The sequence below is a fragment of the Dermacoccus barathri genome, assembly GCF_015070805.1.
In the GTDB taxonomy this organism is placed as follows: domain Bacteria; phylum Actinomycetota; class Actinomycetes; order Actinomycetales; family Dermatophilaceae; genus Dermacoccus; species Dermacoccus abyssi.
On the sequence record NZ_JADCTK010000004.1, the window covers coordinates 425,223 to 450,298 of the forward strand.

The window sequence follows — 25,076 nt, forward strand, 5'->3', positions numbered from 1 at the left end:
GCTGCCCGCCCCGACCGATCAAAGGTTGAGGCGGGCAGCAGCTTACGGAGGGCGCTCCGGGGTGTCAGTCGACGACTCGTGCGGCGCCCTTGTCAGCGCTCTGCGCGAAGCGCGCGAAGATCTTGAGCGCAGCCGAGACGGGGCGGTGACGGCTCACCGGCTCCCAGCCCTTTTCGTCCTGCTCTGCCCGACGGCGCACGAGTTCCTCGTCGTCGACGAGCAGGTTGACGCGGCGGTTCGGGATGTCGAACTCGATGACGTCACCCGTACGCACGAGACCGATCGCGCCGCCCGCGGCCGCCTCGGGCGACACGTGGCCCACGGAAAGGCCCGACGAACCGCCGGAGAAGCGACCGTCGGTGATGAGCGCACACTTCGGGCCGAGGCCGACGCCCTTGAGGTAGCTCGTCGGGTACAGCATTTCCTGCATGCCCGGGCCGCCCTTGGGGCCCTCGTAGCGGACGACGACGACGTCACCGGCGTCGATCTCGCCCTTGAGGATCATCTCGACGGCCTCCTCCTGACTCTCGGCCACCTTGGCCGGGCCGGAGAAGTTCCACTGGTGCTCGGGCACGCCCGCGGTCTTGACGATGCAACCGTCGGGCGCGAGGTTGCCGGTGAGCACCGCGAGGCCGCCCTCGCTCGTGTACGCGTGCTCGACGGAGTGGATGCAGCCGTTCTCGCTGTCCTCGTCGAGCGACTTCCACCGGTTCGTCGAGCTGAACGCCTCCGTGGTGCGCACGCCACCGGGCGCCGCGAGGAAGAGCTCACGTGCCACCTCGGTGGCCTTGCCACCGCGGATGTCCCAGTCGGCGAGCCACTGCTCGAGCGACGGGCTGTGCACCGCGCGCACGTCACGGTTGAGCATGCCACCGCGGTCGAGCTCACCGAGGATGGCAGCGATACCGCCGGCCCGGTGCACGTCCTCCATGTAGAACTGCGCACTGTTCGGCGCCACCTTGACGAGGCACGGCGTCTCCCGCGACAGGGCGTCGATGTCGTGCTGATCGAAGTCGACCCCGGCCTCGTGGGCCGCGGCGAGCAGGTGCAGGATCGTGTTCGTCGAACCACCCATCGCGATGTCGAGGCGCATCGCGTTCTCGAAGGCCGGCTTGCCGGCGATGGCGCGCGGCAACACCGAGTCGTCGTCGCCCTCGTAGTACGTCTTGCACAGCTCGACGACGAGCTTGCCCGCGTTGAGGAACAGGTCGCGGCGAGCCGACGCCGTCGCAAGCGTCGAACCGTTGCCGGGCAGCGAAAGGCCGAGCGCCTCCGTGAGGCAGTTCATCGAGTTGGCCGTGAACATGCCCGAGCACGAACCACACGTGGGGCACGCGCTCTGCTCGATCTTGGTGATCTCCTCGTCGGAGACGTTGTCGTCGACCGACTTGATCATGGCGTCGATGAGGTCGAGGCGTGACTCGGCCTCGCCGTCCTTGATGACGGCCTTGCCGGCCTCCATCGGCCCACCAGAGACGAACACCGTCGGGATGTTGAGGCGCAACGCGGCCAGCAGCATGCCGGGCGTGATCTTGTCGCAGTTGCTGATGCACACGAGCGCGTCGGCCTGATGGGCGTTGACCATGTACTCGACCGAGTCGGCGATGATCTCGCGGCTCGGCAGCGAGTAGAGCATTCCGTGGTGACCCATGGCGATGCCGTCGTCAACCGCAATCGTGTTGAACTCGCGGCCGACACCGCCGGCCTCGGCGATCGCGCCGGCGACGAGCTGACCCATGTCCTTGAGGTGGACGTGGCCGGGCACGAACTGGGTGAAGCTGTTCGCGATGGCGACGATCGGCTTACCGAAGTCGCCCTCCCCCATTCCGGTGGCGCGCCAGAGCGCGCGAGCGCCGGCCATGTTGCGTCCGTGGGTTGTTGTGCGTGAGCGAAGTTCGGGCATGTCCCTATTCTCCCAGTCTTCGTCGTGTCGCCGAAGCGGCGTTCGTCAGATGAAAGCGACGTGCCCGGCTCCCCCAAGGAGAGCCGGGCATCGAACGCGAAGTCTGTGTACCAGCGTGACCCCAGAATCACGCTCCTACACCAACATCGGGTGGATCCTCAGCGGCACCTTTTCTGGGCCGCCTCGTCAACGCTTACTTCGGCAGGATCCTCACTGCGTTGCGGTCCTACCTCCGTGCGCTTGATCCTCAGCGGCCGGCAGAGCCCTCGACGTAGTCACTGTCCGTGTCCGCGTCCTTGAGCCAGCTCATGAGGCCGCGCAGTTCCTTGCCCGTCTTCTCGATCGGGTGCGAGGCACCCTTCTCGCGCAGACGCTTGAACTCCGGCGCACCGGCGTCCTGGTCCTCGATGAAACGCTTGGCGAACGCACCGCTCTGGATGTCGGCGAGAACGCCCTTCATGTTCTCCTTGACACGCTCGTCGATGACGCGCGGGCCCGAGACGTAGTCACCGAACTCGGCCGTGTCGGAGACCGACCAGCGCTGCTTGGCGATACCGCCCTCGACCATGAGGTCGACGATGAGCTTGAGCTCGTGGAGGCACTCGAAGTAGGCGACCTCCGGCTGGTAGCCGGCCTCGGTCAGCGTCTCGAAGCCGTACATGACGAGCTGCGACGCGCCACCGCAGAGGACGGCCTGCTCACCGAACAGGTCGGTCTCGGTCTCCTCGGTGAACGTCGTCTTGATGCCGCCCGCGCGCAGACCACCGATGGCCTTGGCGTAGGAGGCTGCAAGGTCCCAGGCGTTGCCCGAGGCGTCCTGCTCGACGGCGACGATGACCGGCACTCCACGGCCGTCGACGTACTCGCGACGCACGAGGTGACCCGGGCCCTTCGGGGCGACCATGACGACGTCCGCGTCCGACTCGGGCGTGATGTAGCCGAAGCGGATGTTGAAGCCGTGACCGAACAGCAGGGTCGTGCCCGGCTTGAGGTTCGGCTTGATGTCGTTGGAGTAGACGGTGCGCTGCACCTGGTCCGGCGTGAGGATGACGACGACGTCGGCCTCGGCGACGGCCTCGGCGACCGAGAGAACCTTGAGGCCCTCGTTCTCCGCCTTCTCCTTGGACTTGCTGCCCTCGGCGAGGCCGACGCGCACGTCGACACCGGAGTCGCGCAGGTTGAGCGCGTGGGCGTGACCCTGCGAACCGTAGCCGATGACGGCCACCTTCTTGCCCTGGATCACCGAAAGGTCGGCGTTGTCGTCGTAGAACATTTCAGCCACGGGATCGCTCCTATTCATCGTGGTCGTCACCTCGCTGGGTGACGTCTGTTGATTCGATTCTGCCCGCACGCGCCTTCGGCCCGGGCAGTGGGTTGAGGGAAAGCTCAGGCCTTCTTCTTGTCACGGGCGGCGATCGCCTTGGGCCCACGGCCCAGGGCGACGACACCCGACTGCACGAGTTCACGAATGCCGAACGGCTCCAGCGTCGCGAGCAACGCCTCGAGCTTCTCGAGCGTGCCGGTGGCTTCGATGACGACCGACTCGTTCGTCACGTCGATGATGTTCGCGCGGAACATCGTCACAAGGTCGATGATCTGCGAACGGGTGGCCGCATCGGCGCGCACCTTGAACAGCACGAGCTGACGTTCCACCGCAGAGCTGCGGTCGAGTTCGACGACCTTGAGCACCTCGACGAGCTTGTTGAGCTGCTTGGTCACCTGCTCGAGCACCTCATCGTCGACGTCGACGACGACCGTCATGCGCGAGATCTTCTCGGACTCCGTCTCACCGACGGCGAGCGAGTAGATGTTGAAACCGCGTCGGGAGATGAGGCCGGAGATGCGGGCGAGCACACCGGGCCGGTTCTCCACGAGCACGGACAGTGTGTGGCGGCTCATGCCTGCTCCTCCTCGTTGGGAATCTGCTCGTCGTCGGCGTCGTCGTCGTCGCGGTCCCACACCGGCGTGATGTCCCGCGCCATGGTGATGAGGTCGTTGCTCACGCCGGCGGGCACCATCGGCCACACCATGGCGTCACGCTCGACGACGAAGTCGATGACGACAGGGCGGTCGTTGATCTCGAGGGCCTTCTTGATCGTGTCGTCGACGTCGTCCGGGTGCTCGCAGCGCAACCCCACGCAGCCGTAGGCGTCGGCGAGCTTGACGAAGTCGGGCACCCGGCTACCGCCGTGACTCGTGTGCAGGTCGGTGTTCGAGTAGCGCTCGTTGTAGAAGAGCGTCTGCCACTGACGCACCATGCCGAGGCTCGAGTTGTTGATGATCGCGACCTTGATCGGGATGTTGTTGATGACGCAGGTGGCGAGCTCCTGGTTCGTCATCTGGAAGCAGCCGTCGCCGTCGATGGCCCACACGGTGCGCTCCGGCTCGGCGGCCTTGGCGCCCATGGCCGCCGGCACCGAGTAACCCATCGTGCCGAGGCCACCGGAGTTGAGCCAGCTGTTGGGACGCTCGTACTGCACGAACTGCGCGGCCCACATCTGGTGCTGACCGACGCCGGCCACGTAAACACCCTCGGGACCGGTCAGGGCCGACAGGCGTTCGATGACGTACTGGGGCGCGAGGAGCGACTCGTCCTCCGGCGGCGTGTAACCGAGGGGGAACTTGTCCTTCCACTCCGCCGTCGTCGCGTGCCAGGCGTCGTAGTTGCCCAGCTCGACGTCCTCGAGCGCCTTCGCCAGGTCGACGACGACCTCCTTGGCGTCCCCCACAATCGGCACGTCGGCAACACGGTTCTTGCCGATCTCCGCAGGGTCGACATCGGCGTGGATGACCTTCGCGAACGGGGCGAAGCTGTCGAGTGCGCCGGTGACGCGGTCGTCGAAGCGGGCACCGATCGTGATGAGCAGGTCGGCGCGCTGCAGCGCCGTCACGGCCGGCACGCTGCCGTGCATTCCAGGCATACCGAGGTGCAACTCATGGCTGTCCGGGAAGGCGCCGCGCGCCATGAGCGTCGTCACGACGGGGATCTTCGTCTGCTCGACGAGGGCGCGCAGTTCCTCGTGGGCACCAGCACGGATGACACCGCCGCCGATGTAGAACACGGGACGCTCGGCCCCGCGGATGAGCTCGGCCGCAGCCTTGATCTGCTTCGCGTGCGGCTTCGTCACCGGGCGGTAGCCCGGCAGATCGATCGCCGGAGGCCAGGAGAACGTCGTCTTCGCCGTCAGTGCGTCCTTCGTGATGTCGACGAGCACGGGGCCCGGTCGACCGGTGGAGGCGATGTGGAACGCCTCGGCGATGGCGCGCGGGATGTCATCGGCGCAGGTGACGAGGTAGTTGTGCTTCGTGATCGGCATCGTGATGCCGCGGATGTCCGCTTCCTGGAAGGCGTCCGTACCGATGGTCTTGGAGTTGACCTGTCCGGTGATGGCGACGATCGGCACCGAGTCCATATAGGCATCGGCCAGCGGAGTGACCAGGTTCGTGGCGCCCGGCCCAGAGGTCGCCATGCACACACCCACCTTGCCGGTGGCCGCGGCGTACCCCTGGGCCGCGTGGCCGGCGCCCTGCTCGTGGCGAACGAGGACGTGACGAACCTTGACGGAGTCGAGCAGCGGGTCGTACGCGGGAAGGATGGCCCCGCCCGGCAGGCCGAAGACCGTCTCGACACCCTGCGCCTCGAGCGCGAGGACGAGTGACTGAGCACCGGTCACGCTGGGCTTCTGGGGCTCTCGCCGCGCCAGATCACCCGGCGAAGGCGTGCGATCGGTCGTTGCCGCGTCGCTCATCTGTTGTCACCACTTTCGGCTGTTGGTAGCTGCACCGGTCTCGAACATCAAAAAATCCCTCAGCTCTGTGGGAGCGATGAGGGATCAGCGTGCGTCGTGAGTCGTGTTCGACTGCTCAGGACGCACGCTGCGTGAGTACGAGAATCTGTGCCATGCGAAATATTTTGTCGAGGTGAGCAGAGCGAGTCAAAGATGTGAGACACCGATCTCACTAAGTGAGATTGGTGTCTCACATCTGGTCACAGGCCACCGGCTCGCACATCGAGGAGATCGCCTGCGCCCCGCGCGACGTCCCCCCAGCCGCCCTCGAGCGCGACAACGGCAGCCGACGCCGGGACGAACCCACGCGTCAACGTTTCGAGATCACCGGCGTCACCAGCACCGGCCACCAGCTCGTACGCCAGCGCGGGGATCCCGGGTGCATGGCCGACGATGACCGCAGTCTGCGCCTCGGGGGCCGTCGCGTCGAGATCGCGCACGACGCGCAGAAGCGAATCGACATCCGCCTCGTAGATCACCGGCTCCATGGTGATGAGGACGCCATGGCCGGTGGCTTCCTGGATGGCGGCCCAAGTCTGACGGGTTCGCGCGGCCGGCGAACAGAGAACGGCTTCGCCGAGCAAGTCGTTCTCGCGTAGCCACTCCCCTGCTCGGGCAGCCTCGTCGAGGCCGTGGGCCGTGAGCTCTCGGGATTCGTCGCCTTTCCGGCCGTCGGGTTCGGCGGTGGCGTGACGCAGGAGGACGAGTCGGCGCACATTCTCGGACATGCGCCCATCATCGCCCCTTCTACTGCCCGAGTGGAAACCGGAACCCCGACGCAACACCGCCGATGTCGGCCGACGCGTCGATCAGACGGGCTTCGCCCATACGACGTAGTTGTTCGACCGGTGTTGCGCGTTGACCCACTGGCTGTCGGCGTCGCAGGTCACGAGGGCCACCACGGGAGTCGGGCTCCCACCCCACACGCGCATGTCGTTCTGCAGAGCCGTCTTGCCGACGCTCGCCTTGTTCGTGACGACGAAATCCTTGTGGGTGCCGTCGGCGTAGCTGATCGTCACCTTGCCGCCCACGGGGGTGCGGTGCAGCGAGTAGAAGATGTCCGGACCGTTGAGCGTCACGTGCCCGGCGAGCACGGCGATGCCCGGCATGCCCGGCTTGACGCGCCCGTATCCCGTGAACTGTTGGATGACGCCCCCGGGCGGATTGAGCACACCGTTGTTGAGGCCTCCCGGTGTGATCGCGTTTTTGAGGCCGATGCTCGGAATGGAGATGCGAACGGCCGCGGCTCGCGGCACACCGACAGACTTTCCGTTCGGCGTCTGCGTGCCGGAAGCCTTCGGCGCAGCGGCCGAGGTGGAAGCAGCCTTCTTCGATGCGGGACTCGAGGCGGAGCGCGATCCGGACGACGATGACGATTTCGCAGACGGCCCGCTCGTCGTCGACGAACTGGACGCACTGGACGAGGTGGACGCCGCCACGGGCTCGGACGACGAGTCGTCACTGCCGCCACAGCCGGAAAGGCCGACAGCGCAGACAAGGGCGAGCGAGGCGAGGAACTTCCCCCGAGAGTTCTTCATGGCGATCATCCTACGGGTGAGCGGGACGCGTGATGCCCCACCGGAGCGAACTCCGGTGGGGCATCACGAGCGTCCGGTTCGGGACGGTGTCAGCGGGTCACTTACGGCCGCGGCGAACGGCGATCGTGCCGCCGGCGGCGACGATCGCGAACGCACCGAGACCCGCGGCCAGAGCGGCCGTGTTGTCCGACTGCGGTGCGACGCGGTCGGTCTCGACCTTCGGGCCGGCCGTCGAGGTCGGGGCCGACGAGGTCGGCATCGGCGACGTGGTCGTCGAGGTCGGAGCCGGGGTCGTCGTCGTGCTCGTCGGGGACGGCGACGTCGACGTCGGAACGGGCTCAGCCGTCGGCGTACCGGCCGAAGCCCAGTTCATGACGGGCTGCGTCGTCGGCAGACCGGCGCAGGACGTGGGGACCTTGCCCGAGACGTTGAACGACGAGCCCGTGGTCGAACCGGCGGCGTGGACCGTGATCGAGCGACCCGGAACGCGCGTCAGCGACTTGATCGAGCCACCCGAGGTGTAGGGGCTGACGTTCGTGCGCTCGAGCGGGCGGTAGCCCGACGCGGTGAACGTGACCTTGGCCTCGGTCTTGTTCAGCGTGCGGTAGCTGAACGAGAAGTTGGGGGTGCCGTTGTCGCACCAGTACTGCATGTTCGTGTACTGGAAGTTGCCGCTAATGCTCGTCCGGAACGCCGCCTGCGACGGGGCTGCGGTCGTGGCGACCATGGCGCCGACTCCGACCAGAGCAAGGCCTGCGAACTTCTTCATCGTGTCGTACCTCTCGTGTGATTTTCCCGATCGGCGGAACGCCCTGGTCGGGGCTTCACACCCACACGACCGAGACTCCCTCCCCGCCTCACATCGAGGCTAGAGCACATTCAGGGATCACACAGCAATACCCGGGGGTAATTTTAAGGAACGGTCAGTTAACAGGTTTCGTCCACACGACGAAGTTGTTGACGTGGTGCACTCCGACGAGTTCGGAGGCCGAATCGCAGGTGATGAGCGCGAGCACCGGCGTCTTCGAGGAGCCCCACACACTCTGGTCGTGGCGCAGTTCCTCCTTGTCGACCGACTTGACTCGGGTGACCTGGAACTTCTGCGCCGACGTGTCGGCAAAGCGGACGGTGAGGCGCTGCCCCACTTTGACCTCGGGCAGTTTGGCGAAGACGTCGGGGCCGTTGAACGTCACGTGCCCCGCGATGACCGAGATGCCGACCTGCCCTGGGCTGACCGTGGCGTTGTACCACTGCGTCACACCCGGGGGCGGCGAGATCTTGCCGCTCTTGGTCAGGCCCATACCCGTGACCTTGCGGTCGAAGCCGATGGACGGGATCGCGAGCGAGACGGGCACGCTGCCGCCACCCTTGGGTGCAGTCGCCGTCGGAGCAGGTGTCGTTGTCGGCGCCTGTGCCGTTTCGACGTCGCTCGCTTCGTCGTCGGAGTCACGTTTGCGTGAACAACCTGCCACGCCGAGCAGACCGACCCCGGCCAACGCCAGCGCGCTGCGGCGGCCCACCTCGTTCATCGTCAGGCCTGGCCCAGCTGTTCGAGGATGATGGAACGCGCCTTGGCCGCGTCGGCCTGGCCCTTCATCTCCTTCATCACCTGACCGATGAGAGCACCAGCGGCCTGAACCTTGCCGTCGCGGACCTTCTGTGCGACGTCCGGGTTGGCCTCGATCACCTTCGTCACTGCGGCCTCCAGCGCACCGTCGTCCTGCACGAGTTCGAGACCGCGGGCGTCCGCAACCTCGGTCGGAGTACCTTCGCCGGCGAGGACGCCCTCGAGCGTCTGACGCGCCATCGAGTCGTTGAGGCGACCGGACTTCACGAGCCCGTCGAGCTCAGCGATCGTCTTCGGCGTGACGTGACGCTGGGCAGCGAACTCGACAAAGGGTTCACCGGCCTTGTTGGCCAGGCGGGCGATCTCGCCCGTCCACCACTTGCGCGCGCCCGCGGCACTCGCACCCGCCGCGATGGTCTCCTCGATCGTCTCGACCGCGCCCGCGTTGTAGACGTCGCGCATCTCGAGGTCGGAGAAGCCCCACTCGCCCTGTAGACGCTTGCGGCGCTCGGCGGGCGGCTCGGGCAGTGTGGCGCGCAGCTGCTCGACGAGCTCACGGCTCGGAGCGACCGGCACGAGATCGGGCTCCGGGAAGTAGCGGTAGTCGTCGGCGTCCGACTTCGGGCGACCGGACGTCGTGACGCCGGTGTCCTCGTGCCAGTGACGCGTCTCCTGCAGGATCGATCCGCCCTCGTTGAGGACGGCCGCGTGGCGCGTGATCTCGTAGCGCACCGCTCGCTCGACCGAGCGCAGCGAGTTGACGTTCTTGGTCTCCGTGCGGGTACCGAACTTCTCGGCGCCCTTCGGCATGAGCGAGACGTTCGCGTCGCAACGCATCGAGCCCTGCTCCATGCGGGCGTCGGACACGTCGAGCGCACGCATCAGTTCGCGCAGCGCACCGACGTAGGCCTTCGCGATCTCGGGCGCGCGCTCCCCCGCACCCACGAGCGGCTTGGTGACGATCTCGATGAGCGGGATGCCGGCACGGTTGTAGTCGAGCAGCGAGTGATCGGCGCCGTGGATGCGACCCGTGGCACCGCCGACGTGCAGCGACTTACCCGTGTCCTCCTCCATGTGCGCACGCTCGATCTCGACACGCCACGGCGTACCGTCCTCGAGTTCGACGTCGAGGTAACCCTCGAAGGCGATGGGCTCGTCGTACTGCGAGGTCTGGAAGTTCTTCGGCATGTCCGGGTAGAAGTAGTTCTTCCGGGCGAAGCGGCACCACTCGGCGATCTCGCAGTTGAGCGCGAGGCCGATGCGGATGGCGGACTCCACGCCCTTCGCGTTGACCACCGGCAGTGCGCCGGGCAGGCCCAGGCAGACCGGGCAGGTCTGAGTGTTCGGCTCGGCGCCGAACTCGGTGGCACAGCCGCAGAACATCTTCGTCTCGGTGTTCAGCTCGACGTGCACCTCGAGACCCATGACGGGGTCGTACGTGGCAATCGCCTCGTCGTAGTCGACAACGGCATCCATCAGTTGTTCTCCTTCAGTGCCGGTGCCTGCGCGAGGAGCGGTGCGCCCCACTTCTCTTCGAGTGCGCGCTCGAGCGCGGCACCGACGCCGTACATGCGCTCGTCCTTCGTTGCCGGGGCGAGAATCTGGAAGCCGACCGGAAGGCCGTCGTCCGAGAGGCCCGCAGGCAGCGACATACCGGGCAGACCGGCGAGGTTTGCCGGGATGGTGGCGACGTCGTTGAGGTACATCGCCATCGGGTCCTCAAGCTTCTCGCCCAGCTTGAACGCGGTGGTGGGGCTCGTGGGGCTGACGAGCACGTCGGCCGACTCGAAGGCACGGGCGAAGTCGCGCGCGATGAGCGTGCGCACCTTCTGCGCCTGCCCGTAGTACGCGTCGTAGTAGCCGCTCGAGAGGGCGTAGGTGCCCAGGATGATGCGGCGCTTGACCTCGTTGCCGAAGCCCGCCTCACGCGAAGCGGCCATGACCTGCTCGGCCGAGGGTGCGTCGACCCCCTCAGGCGCGACGCGCAGGCCGTAGCGCATGGCGTCGAACTTGGCCAGGTTCGAACTGACTTCCGACGGCATGACGAGGTAGTAGGCAGCGAGCGCCTGCTCGAAGCTCGGGCAGGAGACGGTGACGACCTCGGCGCCGGCGTCGGTGAGCGCGGCGACGGCCTCGTCGAAGCGAGCCTTGACGCCAGGCTGGTACCCCTCGCCGTCGAGCTGGGAGATGATGCCAATCTTCATGCCCTTGACGTCACCGCGACGGGCCGCGTCGACGACCGGCGGCACCGGAGCATCGATCGAGGTGGAGTCCATGGGGTCGTGACCGGCCATGACCTCGTGGAAGAGCGCTGCGTCGAGGACTGAGCGCGTGCACGGGCCCGCCTGGTCGAGCGAGCTCGCCATCGCGATGAGGCCGTAGCGGCTGATGCCGCCGTACGTCGGCTTCGAGCCGACGGTGCCCGTCACGGAAGCGGGCTGACGGATCGAACCACCGGTGTCGGTACCGACGGCCAGCGGCGCCTCGAAGGCGGCGACAGCCGCGGCGGAGCCACCGCCGGAACCGCCCGGGATGCGCTCGAGATCCCACGGGTTGTGCGTGGGGCCGTAGGCGCTGTGCTCGGTGGAACTGCCCATCGCGAACTCGTCCATGTTCGTCTTTCCGAGCAGCGGCATACCCGCTGCACGAAGGCGCGTCACGAGGGAAGCGTCGTACGGGGGCACCCAGCCCTCGAGGATCTTCGAACCGGCCGTCGTGGGCTGGCCCTTCGTCGTGACGACGTCCTTGACGGCCACCGGCACGCCGGCAAGTGCGTGCACCGGCTTGCCCGCGCTGCGGTCTTCGTCGACCTGCTTCGCCGCGGCGAGCGCCTCGGAGGTGTTGACGTGGAGGAAGGCGTGCACGTCACCGTCGACGGCAGCGATGCGGTCGAGGTGGGCCTGCGTCAGCTCCACGGCGCTGACGGAACCGTCGGCGAGCCGGGCCGCCATGTCGGCGGCGCTGAGGCGGATGATGTCGCTCAAAATCGAACCTTTGCTCGTCGTGTCAGTCTTCGCTGAGGATGCGCGGCACCAAGAAGCGCTGCTGCTCGCTCGCGGGGGCGCCCGACAGCGCCTCGTCCGCGGTGAGCGACGGGCGTACCTCGTCCGGTCGCGTCACGTTCGTCAGGGGCAACGGGTGCGACATGGGCGGGATGTCGTCGGCCGCGGCCTCGTTGACACTGGCCACGAAGCCGACGATGGAGTCGAGCTGCCCGGCGAAGGTGTCGAGTTCCTCGTCCGACAGGTGGATGCGCGCCAGGCCTGCGACGTGCGCGACCTCGTCACGGGAGAGAGAAGACATGAGCCTCATTCTAGGTGGTTGTCGTGCGTGGAATGGGCCCGGTGCCGCCGGGCGTTCGGCTCGTGAAGCCAGGCGCCGACGGCGGGCCGAGCCGGGCGGTCGTCAGCCCTTGAGAGCACGCGCCACGAGCGCGGGGTCGGGGTTGGTGTGGGGGCGGCCGTCGATGACGACGGTGGGCACGACCTCGTTGCCGTCGTTGACCATGGCGATGAACTCGCGGGCCTCGTCGTCCTCCCAGATGTTGCGCCAGGTGGCCTTGTTCCTGCTCGCGCCGAGGGCGTTCTCCAGGCGCATGCAGAACACGCAGCCGGGGCGCCAGTAGATCGTCACGTCACTCATGCGTCGTCCTTCTCGTCGGTCGTGTTGTCGTTGTCGGCGATGGGCTGCGCGGTGGCGGCGTCCACATCGTCATCGGTGTCGTCGGCGCCATCACCCAGAGCTGCGGGACCGCCCTCGAGCAGAATCTTGAACTGCTCCTCGTCGAGGATGCGCAGGCCCAGCTCCTCCGCCTTCGTCGCCTTGGAGCCGGCGTTGGCTCCGAGAACGACGTAGTCGGTCTTCTTACTCACGCTTCCGGAGGCCTTGCCGCCGCGCGCGATGATGGCCTCCTTGACGCCGTCACGCGTGAAGTCGTCGAGGGAACCGGTGGCGACGATGGTGAGACCGTCGAGCGTCTTCGTGATCGACGCGTCGGTCTCGTCCTCCATGCGCACGCCGCTCGTCGCCCACGACGCGACGATGTTCTCGTGCCAGTCGACGCCGAACCATTCCTTCACGGAGCGGGCGATGACGGAGCCCACGCCGTCGGTAGCTGCGAGCGCCTCCTCGTCGGCCCCACGGATGGCGTCGATCGAGCCGAACTGCGTAGCCAGTGCGCGGGCGGCCGTCGGGCCGACGTGCCGGATCGACAGGGCGACGATGACCCGCCAGAGCGGCTGGCTCTTCGCCTTCTCGAGGTTGTCGAGGAGCTTGAGCCCCGTGGCGGAGACGACGCGCCCGTCGCGCACCTTCTCCTCGGGGTCGTTCTTCTTCGCGGCCCGCGTGTAGATGCCTACCCGCGCAATGTCGTCGTAGGTGAGGTCGAAGAGGGTGGACTCGTCGGTGAGCACGCCCGACTCGAGCAGCGCGATGGAGCCCTCCCACCCGAGCGCCTCGATGTCGAACGCACCGCGACCGGCGAGGGAGAAGATCCGCTCGCGCAACTGCGACGGGCAGGTGCGCGCGTTCGGGCAGCGGATGTCCTTGTTGCCCTCCCGCTCGTAGGCGAGCTCCGTGCCGCACGACGGGCAGTGCGTGGGCATGACGAATTCACGCTCGTCACCGGTACGCGCTTCGACGACCGGCCCGACGATTTCGGGGATGACGTCCCCTGCCTTGCGCAGGACGACCGTGTCGCCGATGAGAACGCCCTTGCGCTTCACCTCGAACGCGTTGTGGAGGGTGGCCATCTCGACGGTCGAGCCCGCCACGGTGACCGGCTCCATGACACCGAACGGCGTGACGCGACCGGTGCGCCCGACGTTGACGGCGATGTCGAGGAGTTTCGTGTTGACCTCCTCGGGCGGGTACTTGTACGCGATGGCCCAGCGCGGCGCACGCGAGGTGTTGCCCAGCTGACGCTGCACGGCGACCTCGTCGACCTTGACGACGACTCCGTCGATCTCGTGCTCGACGGAGTGACGCTGCTCGCCACCGTAAGCCGCGACGAACTCCTGCACCTGCTCCATCGTGTCGAGCACCTTGGCGTAGGGCGACGTCGGCAGACCCCATGCGGCGAGCTGTTCGTAGGCCTCGCTCTGCCGTGTGATGTCGAAACCGGTGCGTGCGCCGATGCCGTGCACGAGCATCCGCAACGGCCGTCGTGCCGTCTTCGCCGGGTCCTTCTGCCGCAGGGATCCGGCGGCCGCGTTTCGCGGGTTCGCGAACGGCGACTTCCCCTCCTCGACGAGGCCCTCGTTGAGCTTTTCGAATGCCGCGACGGGGAAGAACACCTCACCGCGGATCTCGACGAGCGCCGGCACGTCCTCACCCTTGAGTTCGTGCGGGATGCCGTCGATCGTGCGGACGTTGAGCGTGACGTCCTCACCGGTGCGTCCGTCACCGCGGGTCACGCCGCGCACGAGTTTGCCGTTCTCGTAGAGCAGGTTGATGGCGAGGCCGTCGATCTTGAGTTCACACAGGTAGTGGTAGGTGGTGTTCGCCTCTCGGGCGACGCGCTCACCCCACTCGGCCAGTTCCTCGGGGCTGAACGCGTTGTCGAGCGAGAGCATCCGTTCGACGTGGTCGACGGGGGTGAACTCCGTGGAGTAGGTGCCCCCGACACGCTGGGTCGGGCTCTGCGGTGAACGCAGTTCGGGGTGTTCGTCCTCGATCTGCTGCAGCTCACGAAGGAGCGCGTCGTAGGCGCCGTCGCTGACGGTCGGAGCGTCTTTGACGTAGTACGCGAACTGGTGGGCGTCGATCTGCTCGGTCAGCTCGGCTGCGCGCCGACGCACCTCGTCGGGCACCTCACTGCGCAGGGCGTCGGGAGCCTGTTTCGTTGTCTTCTCGCTCACGGGTCAATCCTGCCTCATGTCACCGACAGGGGCCGGAAAGGCGGGGCGTGATGCTCAGTCGGACGTGTCGGCGAGCATCTGGACCGCCTCGACGGCCAGGCGCTGCACCGTGACGGCCTGCTTCGGCGCCAAGCCGGCGAGGCCGCACGCAGGGGTGACGACGATACGGTCGTACTCGCCCGCGCCGAAGCCAATGCGGCGCCACATCCGCTCGAAGGCCTCGACATGGGCGCGCGGGTGGCGCTCGGCCGCCGACGTCGGAACGAGCCCGGCCCAGAGCGTCAGACCGGAGTCGATCGCCTCGCCCAGCGGCTCGAAGGCCGCCTCCGTGAGCAACGACGTGTCGAGGGACACTCCGTCGACACCGAGGCGGTGCAGCAGCGACACCGGTACGTCCGGCGCGCACGAGTGCACGACCACCTGAGCACCCGCTGCTTTCACCGTGTCAACGACGTGGCCGAGAACATCACGCGCTTCACCGTCGTCGATGCGCCGCAAGCGCCCCACGCCCGACAGTGTCTTGAGTCCGCCGGACAACACGGCAGGAAGGGACGGTTCGTCGAGCTGGACGATCGGCGATGCACCGGGCACGAGTGTTCGAACGTGCTCGAGGTGAGCAACGAGTCCCGCCGCGAGCGACTGCCCGAGATCGCGGGTCGCCCCGTGGTCGCTGAGAACGCGGTCGCCGCGCGGCAGCCACAGCGAAGCGGCGAGCGTCCACGGCCCGACCACCTGAGTCTTGAGCGGTCCGGTGTATCCGTCGTAGGCCTCGGCCACCTCGTCGAGGTCTTCGCCCAGGTATCCCCCGGCGCGGCGGAGGTCACGGCTGCGCGACGATCCGGGAGGCGTCAGTCGCCACCCGCTCGGCTGGAGGTCGGCGGACATCTCGACGAGCAGATCGGCGCCGCGCCCGACCATGTCCGCGCCGGGCCCACGGGTGGGCTGCTCGGGCACGTACGGGATGCCGGTGCCGTCGGGCACGTCGCCGACGAGAAGATCACGCACTGCGCGCACCGCGTCGCGTGCACCCATCTCGGGCAACGAACCGACACCGCTCGCGAGAGGAAACACCGTCTCGCGCGCGCTGCCCTGCGTCGCCCTCATCGTCATCGAGGTGCCCGGGAGGTCGCCGTGATCGTGGCCGACCCGACGACGCGCGTGCCCTCGTAGAGCACGACCGACTGTCCTGGAGCCACACCACGGGTGCGCTCGTCGAGACGGACAGTGACGCGCTCCCCGTCAGCGCTGACCCACGCGGGAAACTCCTCGCCGTGGGCGCGCAGCTGCGCTCCGAGGCGCACCTCACCGGTGGGCGGCGGTCCCGGCCAGCGCGCGTGCGCGGCCTCGATGACGTCGACGCCGAGCAGGTCGGCCGTGCCGACCACGACCGTGTTCGTCTTCGGCTGGACGTCGACGACGTACCGCTTGGCATGGTCCTCGCGCGGCACCTTGAGTCCGAGACCTCGCCGCTGACCGACGGTGAAGCCGTAGGCGCCCTCGTGCCGGCCGACCACCTCGCCGTCGCTGTCGACAATGTCGCCGGGCTGCTTGCCCAGACGCTTCGCGAGGTAAGCCTGAGTGTCGCCGTCGGCGATGAAGCAGATGTCGTGGCTGTCCGGCTTGTTGGCGACGTAGAAGCCCTTGGAGGCGGCCTCCTCGCGGATCTGCGGCTTCGTCGTGTCACCGAGCGGGAAGAACGAGTGCGCGAGCTGATCGGCGTCGAGCACACCCAGCACGTACGACTGGTCCTTCGCCATGTCGACGGCGCGGTGCAGTTCGCGGCCGTTCGGACCCTCCACGATCTGGGCGTAGTGGCCCGTCGCGACGGCGTCGAAGCCAAGGGCCAAAGCCTTGTCGAGCAGTGCGGCGAACTTGATCTTCTCGTTGCAGCGCAGGCACGGGTTGGGGGTGCGGCCCGCCTCGTACTCGGCGACGAAGTCCTCGACGACATCGGCCTTGAACCGCTCGGCCATGTCCCACACGTAGAACGGGATGCCGAGCTTGTCGGCGACGCGGCGCGCGTCACCGGCGTCCTCGATCGTGCAGCAGCCCCGCGCACTCTCGCGGAGCGTTGCGGCGGACTGGGAGAGAGCGAGGTGCACCCCGACGACCTCGTGTCCGGCCTCGAGCATGCGCGAGGCGGCGACGGCCGAGTCGACTCCCCCGCTCATTGCAGCGACGACGCGCATCACGACACCTTCCGGGTTGCTTCCTGGGCACGGCGGGCACGCTCGGCGACCGCCGGCAACTCCCGCAGGAAGGCGTCAACGTCGTCATCGGTCGATGTATGCCCGAGCGTGAGTCGCAGCGCGCCGCGAGCCTGCTCTTCGGGGATGCCCATGGCCAGCAGGACGTGGCTCGGGCGCGGCACGCCGGCCTGGCAGGCCGAACCGGTGGAGCACTCGACGCCCGCCGCGTCGAGGAGGTAGAGCATCGAGTCGCCGTCGCAGCCGGGCACGCGCAGGTGGGCGTTGCCCGGCAGGCGACGCTCCACGTCACCCTCCTCGTAGTAGCCGCTCACCGAGACGCCGAGGTCGAGTGCGAGCGCGCCCTCGACGAGTCGATCACGCAGCTTGGCGAGGCGCGCGGCCTCACCCTCACGCGTGGCGCAGGACTTCTCGACGGCCTCGGCGAGGCCGAGGATGCCTGCGACGTCCAGGGTGCCGCTGCGCACCTGGCGCTCCTGCCCGCCGCCGTGCGTCAACGGATCGAGCCGGGCGTCGCGCGCCAGGAGCAGTGCGCCGACGCCCTGGGGACCGCCGACCTTGTGACCGCTCAGGGCGAGCATCGTGGCACCGGAGGCGCCGAAGTCGACGCCGAGGTGACCTACGGCCTGCACCGCATCGGTGTGGAACGGGATGCCGAACTCGGCACAGACGGCGCCGATCTCGGCGATGGGCTGCACCGTGCCGACCTCGTTGTTCGCCCACATGACGCTGACGAGGGCGGCAGTGCCCGCTCCCCCGTCGGCTTCGAGCGCCGTGCGGACGGCATCCGCAGTGACGACCCCGTCACCGTCGGGCTCCACCCACGTGACGCGGGCGTCCTCGGTCGCGACGAGTGCCTCGACAGCGTCGAGCACGGCATGGTGTTCGATGCCGCTCACAACGAGTCGGTCACGGGCGGCGTCGATGCGGCGCGTGGCGCGGTAGGTGCCCTTGATGGCGAGATTGTCGCCCTCGGTGCCACCGGAGGTGAAGATCACCTCTGACGGACGAGCTCCGAGGGCAGCTGCGATGCGTTCCCGCGCTTCCTCGACGACGCTGCGGGCGTTGCGGCCACTCGTGTGCAGGCTCGAGGCGTTGCCCACGACGGCCATCTGCTTCGCCATCGCTTCGATGACCTCGGCGTAGATCGGCGAGGTGGCGGCATGGTCGAGGTAGACGCGGTTCGGCACCGTACAAGTTTAGGCCTCGGTGCAAATGGGCCCAATCACGCGAGAGCGCCCGGCTCCCTTTCGAGGGGAACCGGGCGCTCTCGGTGAGAACGATCAGACGATCAGTTCTTGGCTTCCTTGACCGCGTCCGTGGCCTGCGGGAGCACGTTGAACAGGTCGCCGACGACGCCAAAGTCGACGAGCTCGAAGATCGGCGCCTCCTCGTCCTTGTTGATGGCGACGATCGTCTTCGACGTCTGCATACCGGCGCGGTGCTGGATGGCACCGGAGATGCCCGCCGCGACGTACAGCTGCGGCGAGACCTGCTTACCGGTCTGACCGACCTGGTTCGTGTGCGGGTACCAGCCGGCGTCGACGGCGGCGCGGGAGGCACCGACGGCAGCACCGAGAACGTCGGCGAACGCCTCGACCGGCGAGAAGTCACCGTTCGTACCGCGACCACCGGAGACGACGATCGGAGCCTCGGTGAGCTCGGGGCGACCCGACTTCTCCTTCTCCTTGCGCTCGGTGATCTTGGCGCCCTTGGCGGCGTCGGAGACCGAGACGTCGACCGTGACCGGTGCGGCCTGGGCCTGCGAGGCCTGCGGCGGCGTCGAGTTCGGCTTGACCGTGATGATCGACAGGCCCGTCGTGGCCTGCGCCTTCAGGGTCCAGGAACCGGCGAAGACCGACTGCGTCGTGACCGGGGCGTCACCGTCGCCGGCCTCGACGTTTGCGGCGTCCGTCGTCAGACCGGAGTTGGTCTTGACGGCAAGGCGCGCGGCGGCCTCGTTGTTCGTGCCCGAGGAGGGCAGGAGGATCGCGGACGGCGAGGCCTGCTCGACGACGGCGGCGAGCGCCTCGGCGAGCGGAGCCGGGTGACCGTCGAGGTCACCGTTGTCGACGACGTAGACCTTCTCGGCGCCGAACTGGGCCAGACGCGGACGAGCGGCGTCGACGTTCGAGCCGACGAAGACGGCGGACGGCGTGCCGATGCGACGAGCGAGCGTCAGCAGTTCGGCGGTCACCTTGCGGACCTGGCCATCGACGTGGTCGACCAGGACGAGAACTTCAGCCATGGTGTGTGTTTCTCCTAAGTCAGTGGGGTCGATGATCAGATGAGCTTCTGACCGGCGAGGAACTCGACGAGCTTCTTGCCGCCGTCACCCTCATCGGTGATGACCTCGCCCTGCTCACGCGGCGGGCGCTTGGTCGTGTCGAGCACCTTCGTCGAGGCGTTGTCGAGACCGACCTGGCCGGCGTCGACACCGAGGTCGCCGAGGCTCATCTCCTCGACCGGCTTCTTCTTCGCGGCCATGATGCCCTTGAAGGACGGGTAGCGCGGCTCGTTGATCTGGTCGGTGACCGAGACGACGGCCGGGATCGAGGCGACGAGCGTTTCGGAGGCGACGTCCGAGTCACGGCGGCCGGTGACGTTGCCGTCGGCGACCTCGAGGGTGGAGACCTGCGTGACCTGCGGCAGGCCGAGGCGCTCGGCGACCATGGCCGGAATAACGCTCATTCCACCGTCGGTGGAAGCCAGACCGAACAGGACGATGTCGGGCTGACCGACCTTCTTGATGGCCTCGGCGAGGATGAGCGACGTCGCAAGGGCGTCGGAACCGGCGATGGCGTCGTCGCTGACGTGGACGGCCTTGTCGGCGCCCATCTGCAGAGCCTTCTTCACGGCGTCCACGGCATCGGCCGGGCCGACGGTGAGCGCGGTGACTTCGCCGCCCTCGGCCTCGGTGATCTTCAGCGCAGCTTCGACCGCGTACTCGTCGAGCTCCGAGAGGAGACCGTCGACGTTCTCGCGGTCGGTGGTGTTGTCATCGGAGAACCCGCGCTCGCCCTGAGCGTCGGGAACGTGCTTGACACAGACGACGATGTTCATGCGTCTACCGTCCTTTTCGTAGGAGCTTGGTCCGTCTCGCGACACGTTACCCATCAGTAACGTGATCGTCGAGTCCTGGGTTGAGGTGATTTTGGTGACTGAGACCTGTGGCCTCAGCCGTGCGTCAGCTTCACGACGAGCATGCCGACGAGGGTGAGCGCGACGATGATCCACGGCAGGAGCCGGTTGAGGAGAGTCGAGCCCGCGTCCTCCCGGCCCTGCGTGAAGTCGGCGTGACGCCCGAGAACGGTGTCACCGACCGCCGCGGCGACCGCGATGATGAGGCCGAGAACGAACCAGATCGTGGGGTTCGCGCCCCAGACCTTCGTCGCGTCGGTCACCATGCCGGTCCAGCCGAGCAGAGCGAAGAACATGCCGACGAGGCCGGCGATCGCCAGCAGCAGCGCTCGGGTGCGGGAAAGGCCCGCCTCGCGTGCCGTCATGGGCTCGGACACAGGGATTTCCTTTCCGTAGGCGACCGGGTCTCCGAAGAGCTCCTTCGCCGTGGCGTTCTCACGGATGCAGGCCTCGTCCACCTCGCCGAGCGCGGCGTCGCAGGCCTGCGGGGAGGCGCCGCGAGCGCGCAGGGCCTCGAGGAAAGGCTCCTGCCACTCACGCTCGACCTTCCATTGCTTGATCATCGCCGTCAGCGACCCTCGAAGCGGGCCTTGCCCGGCCCGTGCTCGACGAACGACGCCATACCGATTTCGCGGTCCTTCGTGGCGAAGAGACCGGCGAAGAGCTGCGACTCCGTGGCCAGGCCCGTGGCGAGGTCGACGTCGGCGCTGCGGTTGATCAGTTCCTTCGCGAAGCGCAGCGCGATCCGCGGCATCTTCGCGTAGGTACGAGCACGCTCGAGGGCCGCCTCGTACGCCGTGCCGGCGTCGACGAGCTCGTCCACGAGGCCGATCTCGAGGGCCTCGTCTGCCTCGACGAAGCGGCCGCTGAAGACGAGGTCCTTCGCCTTGGACTGCCCGACGAGCCGGACGAGGCGCTGCGTACCGCCGGCACCCGGGATGAGGCCGAGGAGGATCTCGGGCTGGCCGAGCGTGGCCTCCTTGGAGGCGACGCGGAAGTCGCACGTCATGGCCAGTTCGCAGCCGCCGCCGAGGGCGTACCCCTCGATGGCGGCGATCGTCGGGATCGGCAGTTCCGCCAGGGCGCGGTAGGCGTCCTGGATGAGGTGCGCGCGCTCGACCATGTCGACGTAGTCGAACGCCGTCATCTCCTTGATGTCGGCGCCGGCTGCGAAGACCTTGTCACCGCCGGTGATGATGGCGACGCGCACGCTCTCATCAGCGGCGATGTCGGCCGCGGCACGCCCCAGGCTCTCCTGGACGTCAGCATCGATCGGGTTCATCTTCGGTCGGTCGAGGCGGATCGTGGCGATGCCGTCCTCGATCGTGACCTTGATCCACTGGCCGTACTCGCTCATGCGATCAGGCCTCCGGCGTGGGCTGCTCGCCGTCCGTCTGCGCGAACGCGGGCACGCCACCCTCGGCCGCGTGCGGGCCGTCGGAGTTGACGCTCTGGTGCCACAGCTGGGTGGCCTGCAGGATCATCTGCGTCGTCGAGGGAAGAACCATCTGCAGGTCGAGGTCCGGCGTGACGAGGTGCTCACCGGAGACGACAACCATGTCGCGGGCGATGCCGACCTTGACGATGTTGAGGCTGAGCGTGACGTCGTTGGCCGCGTTGAGGCGCTTGGCGAGGTCGGACGTGATGTCGTCCGTGATCTGCCACTGGCCGAAGAGGCGGACGAGGTCGATCTCGCCCTCCATGACACGCACGAAGAGGTTTTGGTCCTCGACCGTGTACATGACGTCGCCGTCGGAGTCGATCTGCGGGTTGAAGCCGAAGCCGTTCAGCACACCGACGACCTTGTCGGTGAGGGATGCGGACGCGCCGTCACCACCGGCTGCGGGGGTGGGCTGGCCGAAGTTCGGAAGCGCTGTGGGATCAGTCATACGGCAAACCTACCCACTCTTATCCTTGTTCGCATGACTGCCCCGCCACGAGTCTTCGCTCATCCCCCCAAGCCCGGCGTCACACTCGAGCGCGGCGGCGTCACATTTTGCGTCTACGCAGGCCACGCCGAGCGTGTCTGGCTGTGTCTCTTCGACGGCGAGAACGAGACGCGTCACGCGATGAGCGACGTCGGCGGTGGCCTGTGGGCGATCTTCCGCGACGACGCGGGCTTGGGCACCCGCTACGGCTACCGCGTTCGCGGTCGCTGGGCCCCCGATCAGGGCTATCGCCACAACGAGGCCAAGCTGTTGCTCGACCCCTATGGGCAGGCGGTCGACGGTGAGGTCACCTGGCGCCCCGAGGTCTTCGGCCACGTCGTCGACGAGGCGTTCCACGGCGACGACGCCGTGCGCGACGAACGGGATTCGGCGCCCTACGTGCCGCGCTCGGTCGTCGTCGACGAGACCTATGACTGGGGTGACGATGCGTCCGGCCCCCGTGTGCCGATGGCCGACACGGTCTTCTACGAAACCCATGTGGCCGGGTTCTCGCGCCTCAACCCCGAGGTGCCCGAGCACCTGCGTGGCACCTACGCCGGTTTGGCTCACCCCGCCTCGATCGAACACCTGCGCTCGCTCGGCGTCACGTCGGTGGAGCTGCTGCCCGTGCACGCATTCACGGACGAACCGCACCTCGTGAAGCTCGGCCTGACGAACTACTGGGGCTACAACACGCTGGGCTTTCTCGCCCCGCACGCGGCGTACGCGTCAGCCACGGATCCTCAGGCCGTGAATCGTGAGTTCAAGGACATGGTCAAGGCCCTGCACGCCGCGGGTCTCGAGGTGATCCTCGACGTCGTCTACAACCACACCGCCGAGCAGGGCGGGCACGAGGGCGCCACGTTCTCACTGCGCGGCCTCGACAACCGTGCGTACTACCGCCTCGACGAGCACGGGCGCGACGTTGACGTCACCGGCTGCGGCAACAGCGTTGACGTCCGACACCCGGCCGCGATGCGGCTCGTGCTCGACTCGCTGCGCCACTGGGTGACGACCTACCACGTCGACGGCTTTCGCTTCGACCTCGCCGTGACGCTGGGTCGCGCGCCCGGTGACGACTTCGATGCCAACGCTGCGCTGCTCGTGGCGATGCGCACCGACCCCGTCCTTTCACAGGTCAAACTCGTCGCGGAGCCCTGGGACATCGGCCCGAACGGTTGGCGGACCGGCCAGTTCCCGCCCGGCTTCGGCGAGTGGAACGACCGGTTCCGCAACACGGTGCGTGACTTCTGGCTCGGGGACGTGGCGCGCGCCGGCGCCGGGCAACCCGGCCAAGGCATCGCCGATCTCGCGACGCGCCTCGCCGGATCACGCGACCTGTTCGCCGGCCCGCTACGCCGCCCGCAGGCCGGGGTCAACTACGTCACGGCACACGACGGCTTCCCGATGGCCGACCTCACGGCGTACGACTCGAAGCACAACGAGGCCAACGGCGAGCACAACCACGACGGCACGAGCGACAACCGTTCGTGGAACCACGGCGTCGAAGGGCCGAGCGACGACCCGTCGATACGGGCTGCGCGCCTGCGGACGGTGCGCAACCTGCTCGGCACTCTGTTGCTGTCGGCCGGCGTCCCGATGATGACGGCCGGCGACGAGTTCGCCCGCACCCAGGGCGGTAACAACAACGCGTACTGCCAGGACAACGAAACCAGTTGGCTCTCCTGGGATCACGACGCCGACCAGCGTCAGCTCTTGTCAACGACCCGTCATCTTACAAGCCTGCGCGAACGCTTCTCCGTCCTGCGGCACACGACGTTCTTCCCCGGCGCGAGCGATGCCAGTGACGTGGCGGACCTGCGGTGGTTCGGAGCGCACGGCCGCACGCTCACCGCGGACGAGTGGATCGACCCGAGTGTCCACACGGTGCAGGCGCACTTCGACGGGTCACGCGAGCACGAGGAGTCGCTCCTTCTGGTGCTGCACAACGGGCCGGGGGCCGAGATCACCCTGCCCGAATCGGCGGGAGTGAACGCGTGGGAGGTGCTGTGGGATTCGAGTGTGCCCGACCCCGCCCAGCTCGCACCCGAGACGATCCCAGCTGGTTCTGCCAGGCCGGTGAACGGGCCGACGATGCTGGTCCTCACTCCGACGAGCTGACCGCTCGGCCGCGGACTGGCGAGCCCTCGCGACTCGACTGAGACGAGCGCCGGGCGTCAGGTCAGCGGGTCGGCGCGCTCCGGCGCAGCCAGAGCAGACCGATGATCGGCAACAGAAGGGGCACGAACCCGTAGCCCTGGCCGAAGTGCGACCACACGGTCTTGTCGTGGAACGCGTCGGGCTGGAGCACACTCCACAGCCCGACGATCAGGACACCGGCGAGTTCGAAACCGATCGTCGCCCGGGCGAGACGCACCGACGTCCGATCACCGCGTGCCAGGGCCACTGTCGCGACGATGTAGACGATCGCCGCGAGCGCCGAGAGGAGGTAGGCGGCCGGCGCTTTCGAGAAGCTCTGGGACAACTGCATGATCGAGCGCCCCGTCGCGGCGAGCGCGAACAGGCCGTACACGGCCACGAGCATTCGTCCCGGTCCCGAGTTCACGGTTCGGGTGTTCCGGCTGGTCACGTCGCGCGCGTCCTTCGTCTCGTTCGGTGCGGGGTCGTTGTCGCTCGGGGTCACGGGTGACCGTTCCACAGCTGCAGAATGCGGCCGACCATGATGCCCAGGCCGACGGCGGCGAGCAGCAGCACCGCCGTCCCCCAGCGCGATTCCCGCTCGGCGATGGCCCAGAATCCTGCGACGGGCAGGACGATGAGCAGCCCGACGAGGTAGGCGATGAAGATTCCGGTGTTCATCCGCGGATCGGCCGAACCCGACGTCGCGATGCCGACGACGAGCTGCAGCACGAGCAGCACCTCGACCGCGATCATGAGATAGAAGATCGGGTTGTCGATGGGACGCCCGCGAACCGTCGCGACTGCGGCGAACAGCGCGAGCAGGGTGGTGGCGCCGAGGACGACGACAGTCAGGGGGACGAACACCCCGTCATCGTAGGCGGGCCTCATCTCGGCCCGCGAACCGGGCGCAAGCTCCGCGAATGCCCATGTGAGGCCGGTCTCACGCGGCTGGCCGTCTCGCCGCTACTCGCGCGAGAAGCGGTTGTCAGTGGTATTGGGTAGCG

At 67.8% G+C, this 25,076-nt stretch carries 24 protein-coding genes; 1 reads left to right on the plus strand and 23 read right to left on the minus strand.

Going from position 1 to position 25,076, the window contains the following annotated elements; all coding sequences use genetic code 11:
* Nucleotides 1-64: 64 nt before the first annotated feature.
* From ilvD to IM689_RS10090, 21 genes are all read right to left on the minus strand, one after another.
* On the minus strand, nucleotides 65-1,903 hold the full coding sequence (gene ilvD / locus IM689_RS09990) for a dihydroxy-acid dehydratase (protein WP_129662804.1): 1,839 nt from the start codon (nucleotides 1,901-1,903) through the stop codon (nucleotides 65-67).
* A gap of 247 nt (nucleotides 1,904-2,150) precedes the next feature.
* Nucleotides 2,151-3,185: a ketol-acid reductoisomerase gene (gene ilvC / locus IM689_RS09995; RefSeq protein ID WP_047311330.1), complete on the minus strand. Its 1,035-nt coding sequence runs from the start codon at nucleotides 3,183-3,185 to the stop codon at nucleotides 2,151-2,153.
* 104 nt (nucleotides 3,186-3,289) lie between these two features.
* Nucleotides 3,290-3,802, minus strand: coding sequence for an acetolactate synthase small subunit (ilvN, locus tag IM689_RS10000; protein WP_193643852.1), 513 nt, complete (start codon nucleotides 3,800-3,802; stop codon nucleotides 3,290-3,292).
* Nucleotides 3,799-5,652: an acetolactate synthase large subunit gene (locus IM689_RS10005; protein ID WP_193643853.1), complete on the minus strand. Its 1,854-nt coding sequence runs from the start codon at nucleotides 5,650-5,652 to the stop codon at nucleotides 3,799-3,801. Before IM689_RS10005 ends, ilvN begins: the two co-directional genes overlap by 4 nt.
* A gap of 239 nt (nucleotides 5,653-5,891) precedes the next feature.
* Nucleotides 5,892-6,419, minus strand: a complete 528-nt coding sequence (locus tag IM689_RS10010) for a SixA phosphatase family protein (RefSeq protein WP_193643854.1) — start codon at nucleotides 6,417-6,419, stop codon at nucleotides 5,892-5,894.
* A gap of 81 nt (nucleotides 6,420-6,500) precedes the next feature.
* Nucleotides 6,501-7,229 (minus strand): class F sortase, encoded by a 729-nt coding sequence (locus IM689_RS10015; RefSeq protein WP_193643855.1) that lies wholly within the window; start codon nucleotides 7,227-7,229, stop codon nucleotides 6,501-6,503.
* Between the two features lie 97 nt (nucleotides 7,230-7,326).
* Nucleotides 7,327-7,998, minus strand: a complete 672-nt coding sequence (locus IM689_RS10020) for a hypothetical protein (protein WP_165357826.1) — start codon at nucleotides 7,996-7,998, stop codon at nucleotides 7,327-7,329.
* Nucleotides 7,999-8,152: 154 nt separating this feature from the next.
* On the minus strand, nucleotides 8,153-8,758 hold the full coding sequence (locus IM689_RS10025) for a class F sortase (RefSeq protein ID WP_193643856.1): 606 nt from the start codon (nucleotides 8,756-8,758) through the stop codon (nucleotides 8,153-8,155).
* Between the two features lie 2 nt (nucleotides 8,759-8,760).
* Complete coding sequence (gatB, locus tag IM689_RS10030; protein WP_187035634.1) at nucleotides 8,761-10,272, minus strand: Asp-tRNA(Asn)/Glu-tRNA(Gln) amidotransferase subunit GatB; 1,512 nt, start codon at nucleotides 10,270-10,272, stop codon at nucleotides 8,761-8,763.
* Nucleotides 10,272-11,780, minus strand: a complete 1,509-nt coding sequence (gene gatA, locus IM689_RS10035) for an Asp-tRNA(Asn)/Glu-tRNA(Gln) amidotransferase subunit GatA (protein WP_193643857.1) — start codon at nucleotides 11,778-11,780, stop codon at nucleotides 10,272-10,274. Before gatA ends, gatB begins: the two co-directional genes overlap by 1 nt.
* A 22-nt stretch (nucleotides 11,781-11,802) precedes the next feature.
* Nucleotides 11,803-12,099, minus strand: coding sequence for an Asp-tRNA(Asn)/Glu-tRNA(Gln) amidotransferase subunit GatC (gene gatC / locus IM689_RS10040; protein WP_047311323.1), 297 nt, complete (start codon nucleotides 12,097-12,099; stop codon nucleotides 11,803-11,805).
* Nucleotides 12,100-12,201: 102 nt separating this feature from the next.
* Nucleotides 12,202-12,438, minus strand: a complete 237-nt coding sequence (locus tag IM689_RS10045; protein ID WP_193643858.1) for a glutaredoxin family protein — start codon at nucleotides 12,436-12,438, stop codon at nucleotides 12,202-12,204.
* A complete protein-coding gene (gene ligA / locus IM689_RS10050) occupies nucleotides 12,435-14,654 on the minus strand; it encodes an NAD-dependent DNA ligase LigA (protein ID WP_193643859.1) in 2,220 nt (739 codons plus the stop codon). The genes IM689_RS10045 and ligA overlap by 4 nt, the downstream gene beginning before the upstream one ends.
* 54 nt (nucleotides 14,655-14,708) lie before the next feature.
* A complete protein-coding gene (locus IM689_RS10055; protein ID WP_227484679.1) occupies nucleotides 14,709-15,764 on the minus strand; it encodes a uroporphyrinogen decarboxylase/cobalamine-independent methonine synthase family protein in 1,056 nt (351 codons plus the stop codon).
* A complete protein-coding gene (mnmA, locus tag IM689_RS10060; protein ID WP_193643860.1) occupies nucleotides 15,761-16,843 on the minus strand; it encodes a tRNA 2-thiouridine(34) synthase MnmA in 1,083 nt (360 codons plus the stop codon). Before mnmA ends, IM689_RS10055 begins: the two co-directional genes overlap by 4 nt.
* Nucleotides 16,843-17,985: a cysteine desulfurase family protein gene (locus tag IM689_RS10065; RefSeq protein ID WP_227484738.1), complete on the minus strand. Its 1,143-nt coding sequence runs from the start codon at nucleotides 17,983-17,985 to the stop codon at nucleotides 16,843-16,845. The genes mnmA and IM689_RS10065 overlap by 1 nt, the downstream gene beginning before the upstream one ends.
* 167 nt (nucleotides 17,986-18,152) lie before the next feature.
* A complete protein-coding gene (locus IM689_RS10070; RefSeq protein WP_193643862.1) occupies nucleotides 18,153-19,109 on the minus strand; it encodes an electron transfer flavoprotein subunit alpha/FixB family protein in 957 nt (318 codons plus the stop codon).
* A 35-nt stretch (nucleotides 19,110-19,144) separates the two neighbouring features.
* The gene (locus tag IM689_RS10075) at nucleotides 19,145-19,924 is read right to left on the minus strand and encodes an electron transfer flavoprotein subunit beta/FixA family protein (RefSeq protein WP_193643863.1); all 780 of its coding nucleotides are present in this window, start codon (nucleotides 19,922-19,924) and stop codon (nucleotides 19,145-19,147) included.
* A 113-nt stretch (nucleotides 19,925-20,037) separates the two neighbouring features.
* Nucleotides 20,038-20,565: a hypothetical protein gene (locus IM689_RS10080; protein WP_193643864.1), complete on the minus strand. Its 528-nt coding sequence runs from the start codon at nucleotides 20,563-20,565 to the stop codon at nucleotides 20,038-20,040.
* Between the two features lie 5 nt (nucleotides 20,566-20,570).
* Nucleotides 20,571-21,359, minus strand: a complete 789-nt coding sequence (locus IM689_RS10085) for an enoyl-CoA hydratase/isomerase family protein (RefSeq protein WP_129662776.1) — start codon at nucleotides 21,357-21,359, stop codon at nucleotides 20,571-20,573.
* A 4-nt stretch (nucleotides 21,360-21,363) separates the two neighbouring features.
* Nucleotides 21,364-21,891: a T3SS (YopN, CesT) and YbjN peptide-binding chaperone 1 gene (locus IM689_RS10090; protein ID WP_047311314.1), complete on the minus strand. Its 528-nt coding sequence runs from the start codon at nucleotides 21,889-21,891 to the stop codon at nucleotides 21,364-21,366.
* 33 nt (nucleotides 21,892-21,924) lie between these two features.
* On the opposite strand from IM689_RS10090, the gene glgX reads away from it, so the two are divergent.
* A complete protein-coding gene (gene glgX, locus IM689_RS10095; protein ID WP_193643865.1) occupies nucleotides 21,925-24,051 on the plus strand; it encodes a glycogen debranching protein GlgX in 2,127 nt (708 codons plus the stop codon).
* A 61-nt stretch (nucleotides 24,052-24,112) separates the two neighbouring features.
* On the opposite strand, the gene IM689_RS10100 is transcribed toward glgX, so the two are convergent.
* Together IM689_RS10100 and IM689_RS10105 are read right to left on the minus strand one after the other, a co-directional pair.
* Nucleotides 24,113-24,589, minus strand: coding sequence for a hypothetical protein (locus IM689_RS10100; RefSeq protein WP_370448503.1), 477 nt, complete (start codon nucleotides 24,587-24,589; stop codon nucleotides 24,113-24,115).
* Nucleotides 24,571-24,936, minus strand: coding sequence for a hypothetical protein (locus IM689_RS10105; RefSeq protein WP_193643866.1), 366 nt, complete (start codon nucleotides 24,934-24,936; stop codon nucleotides 24,571-24,573). The genes IM689_RS10100 and IM689_RS10105 overlap by 19 nt, the downstream gene beginning before the upstream one ends.
* Nucleotides 24,937-25,076: the final 140 nt, after the last annotated feature.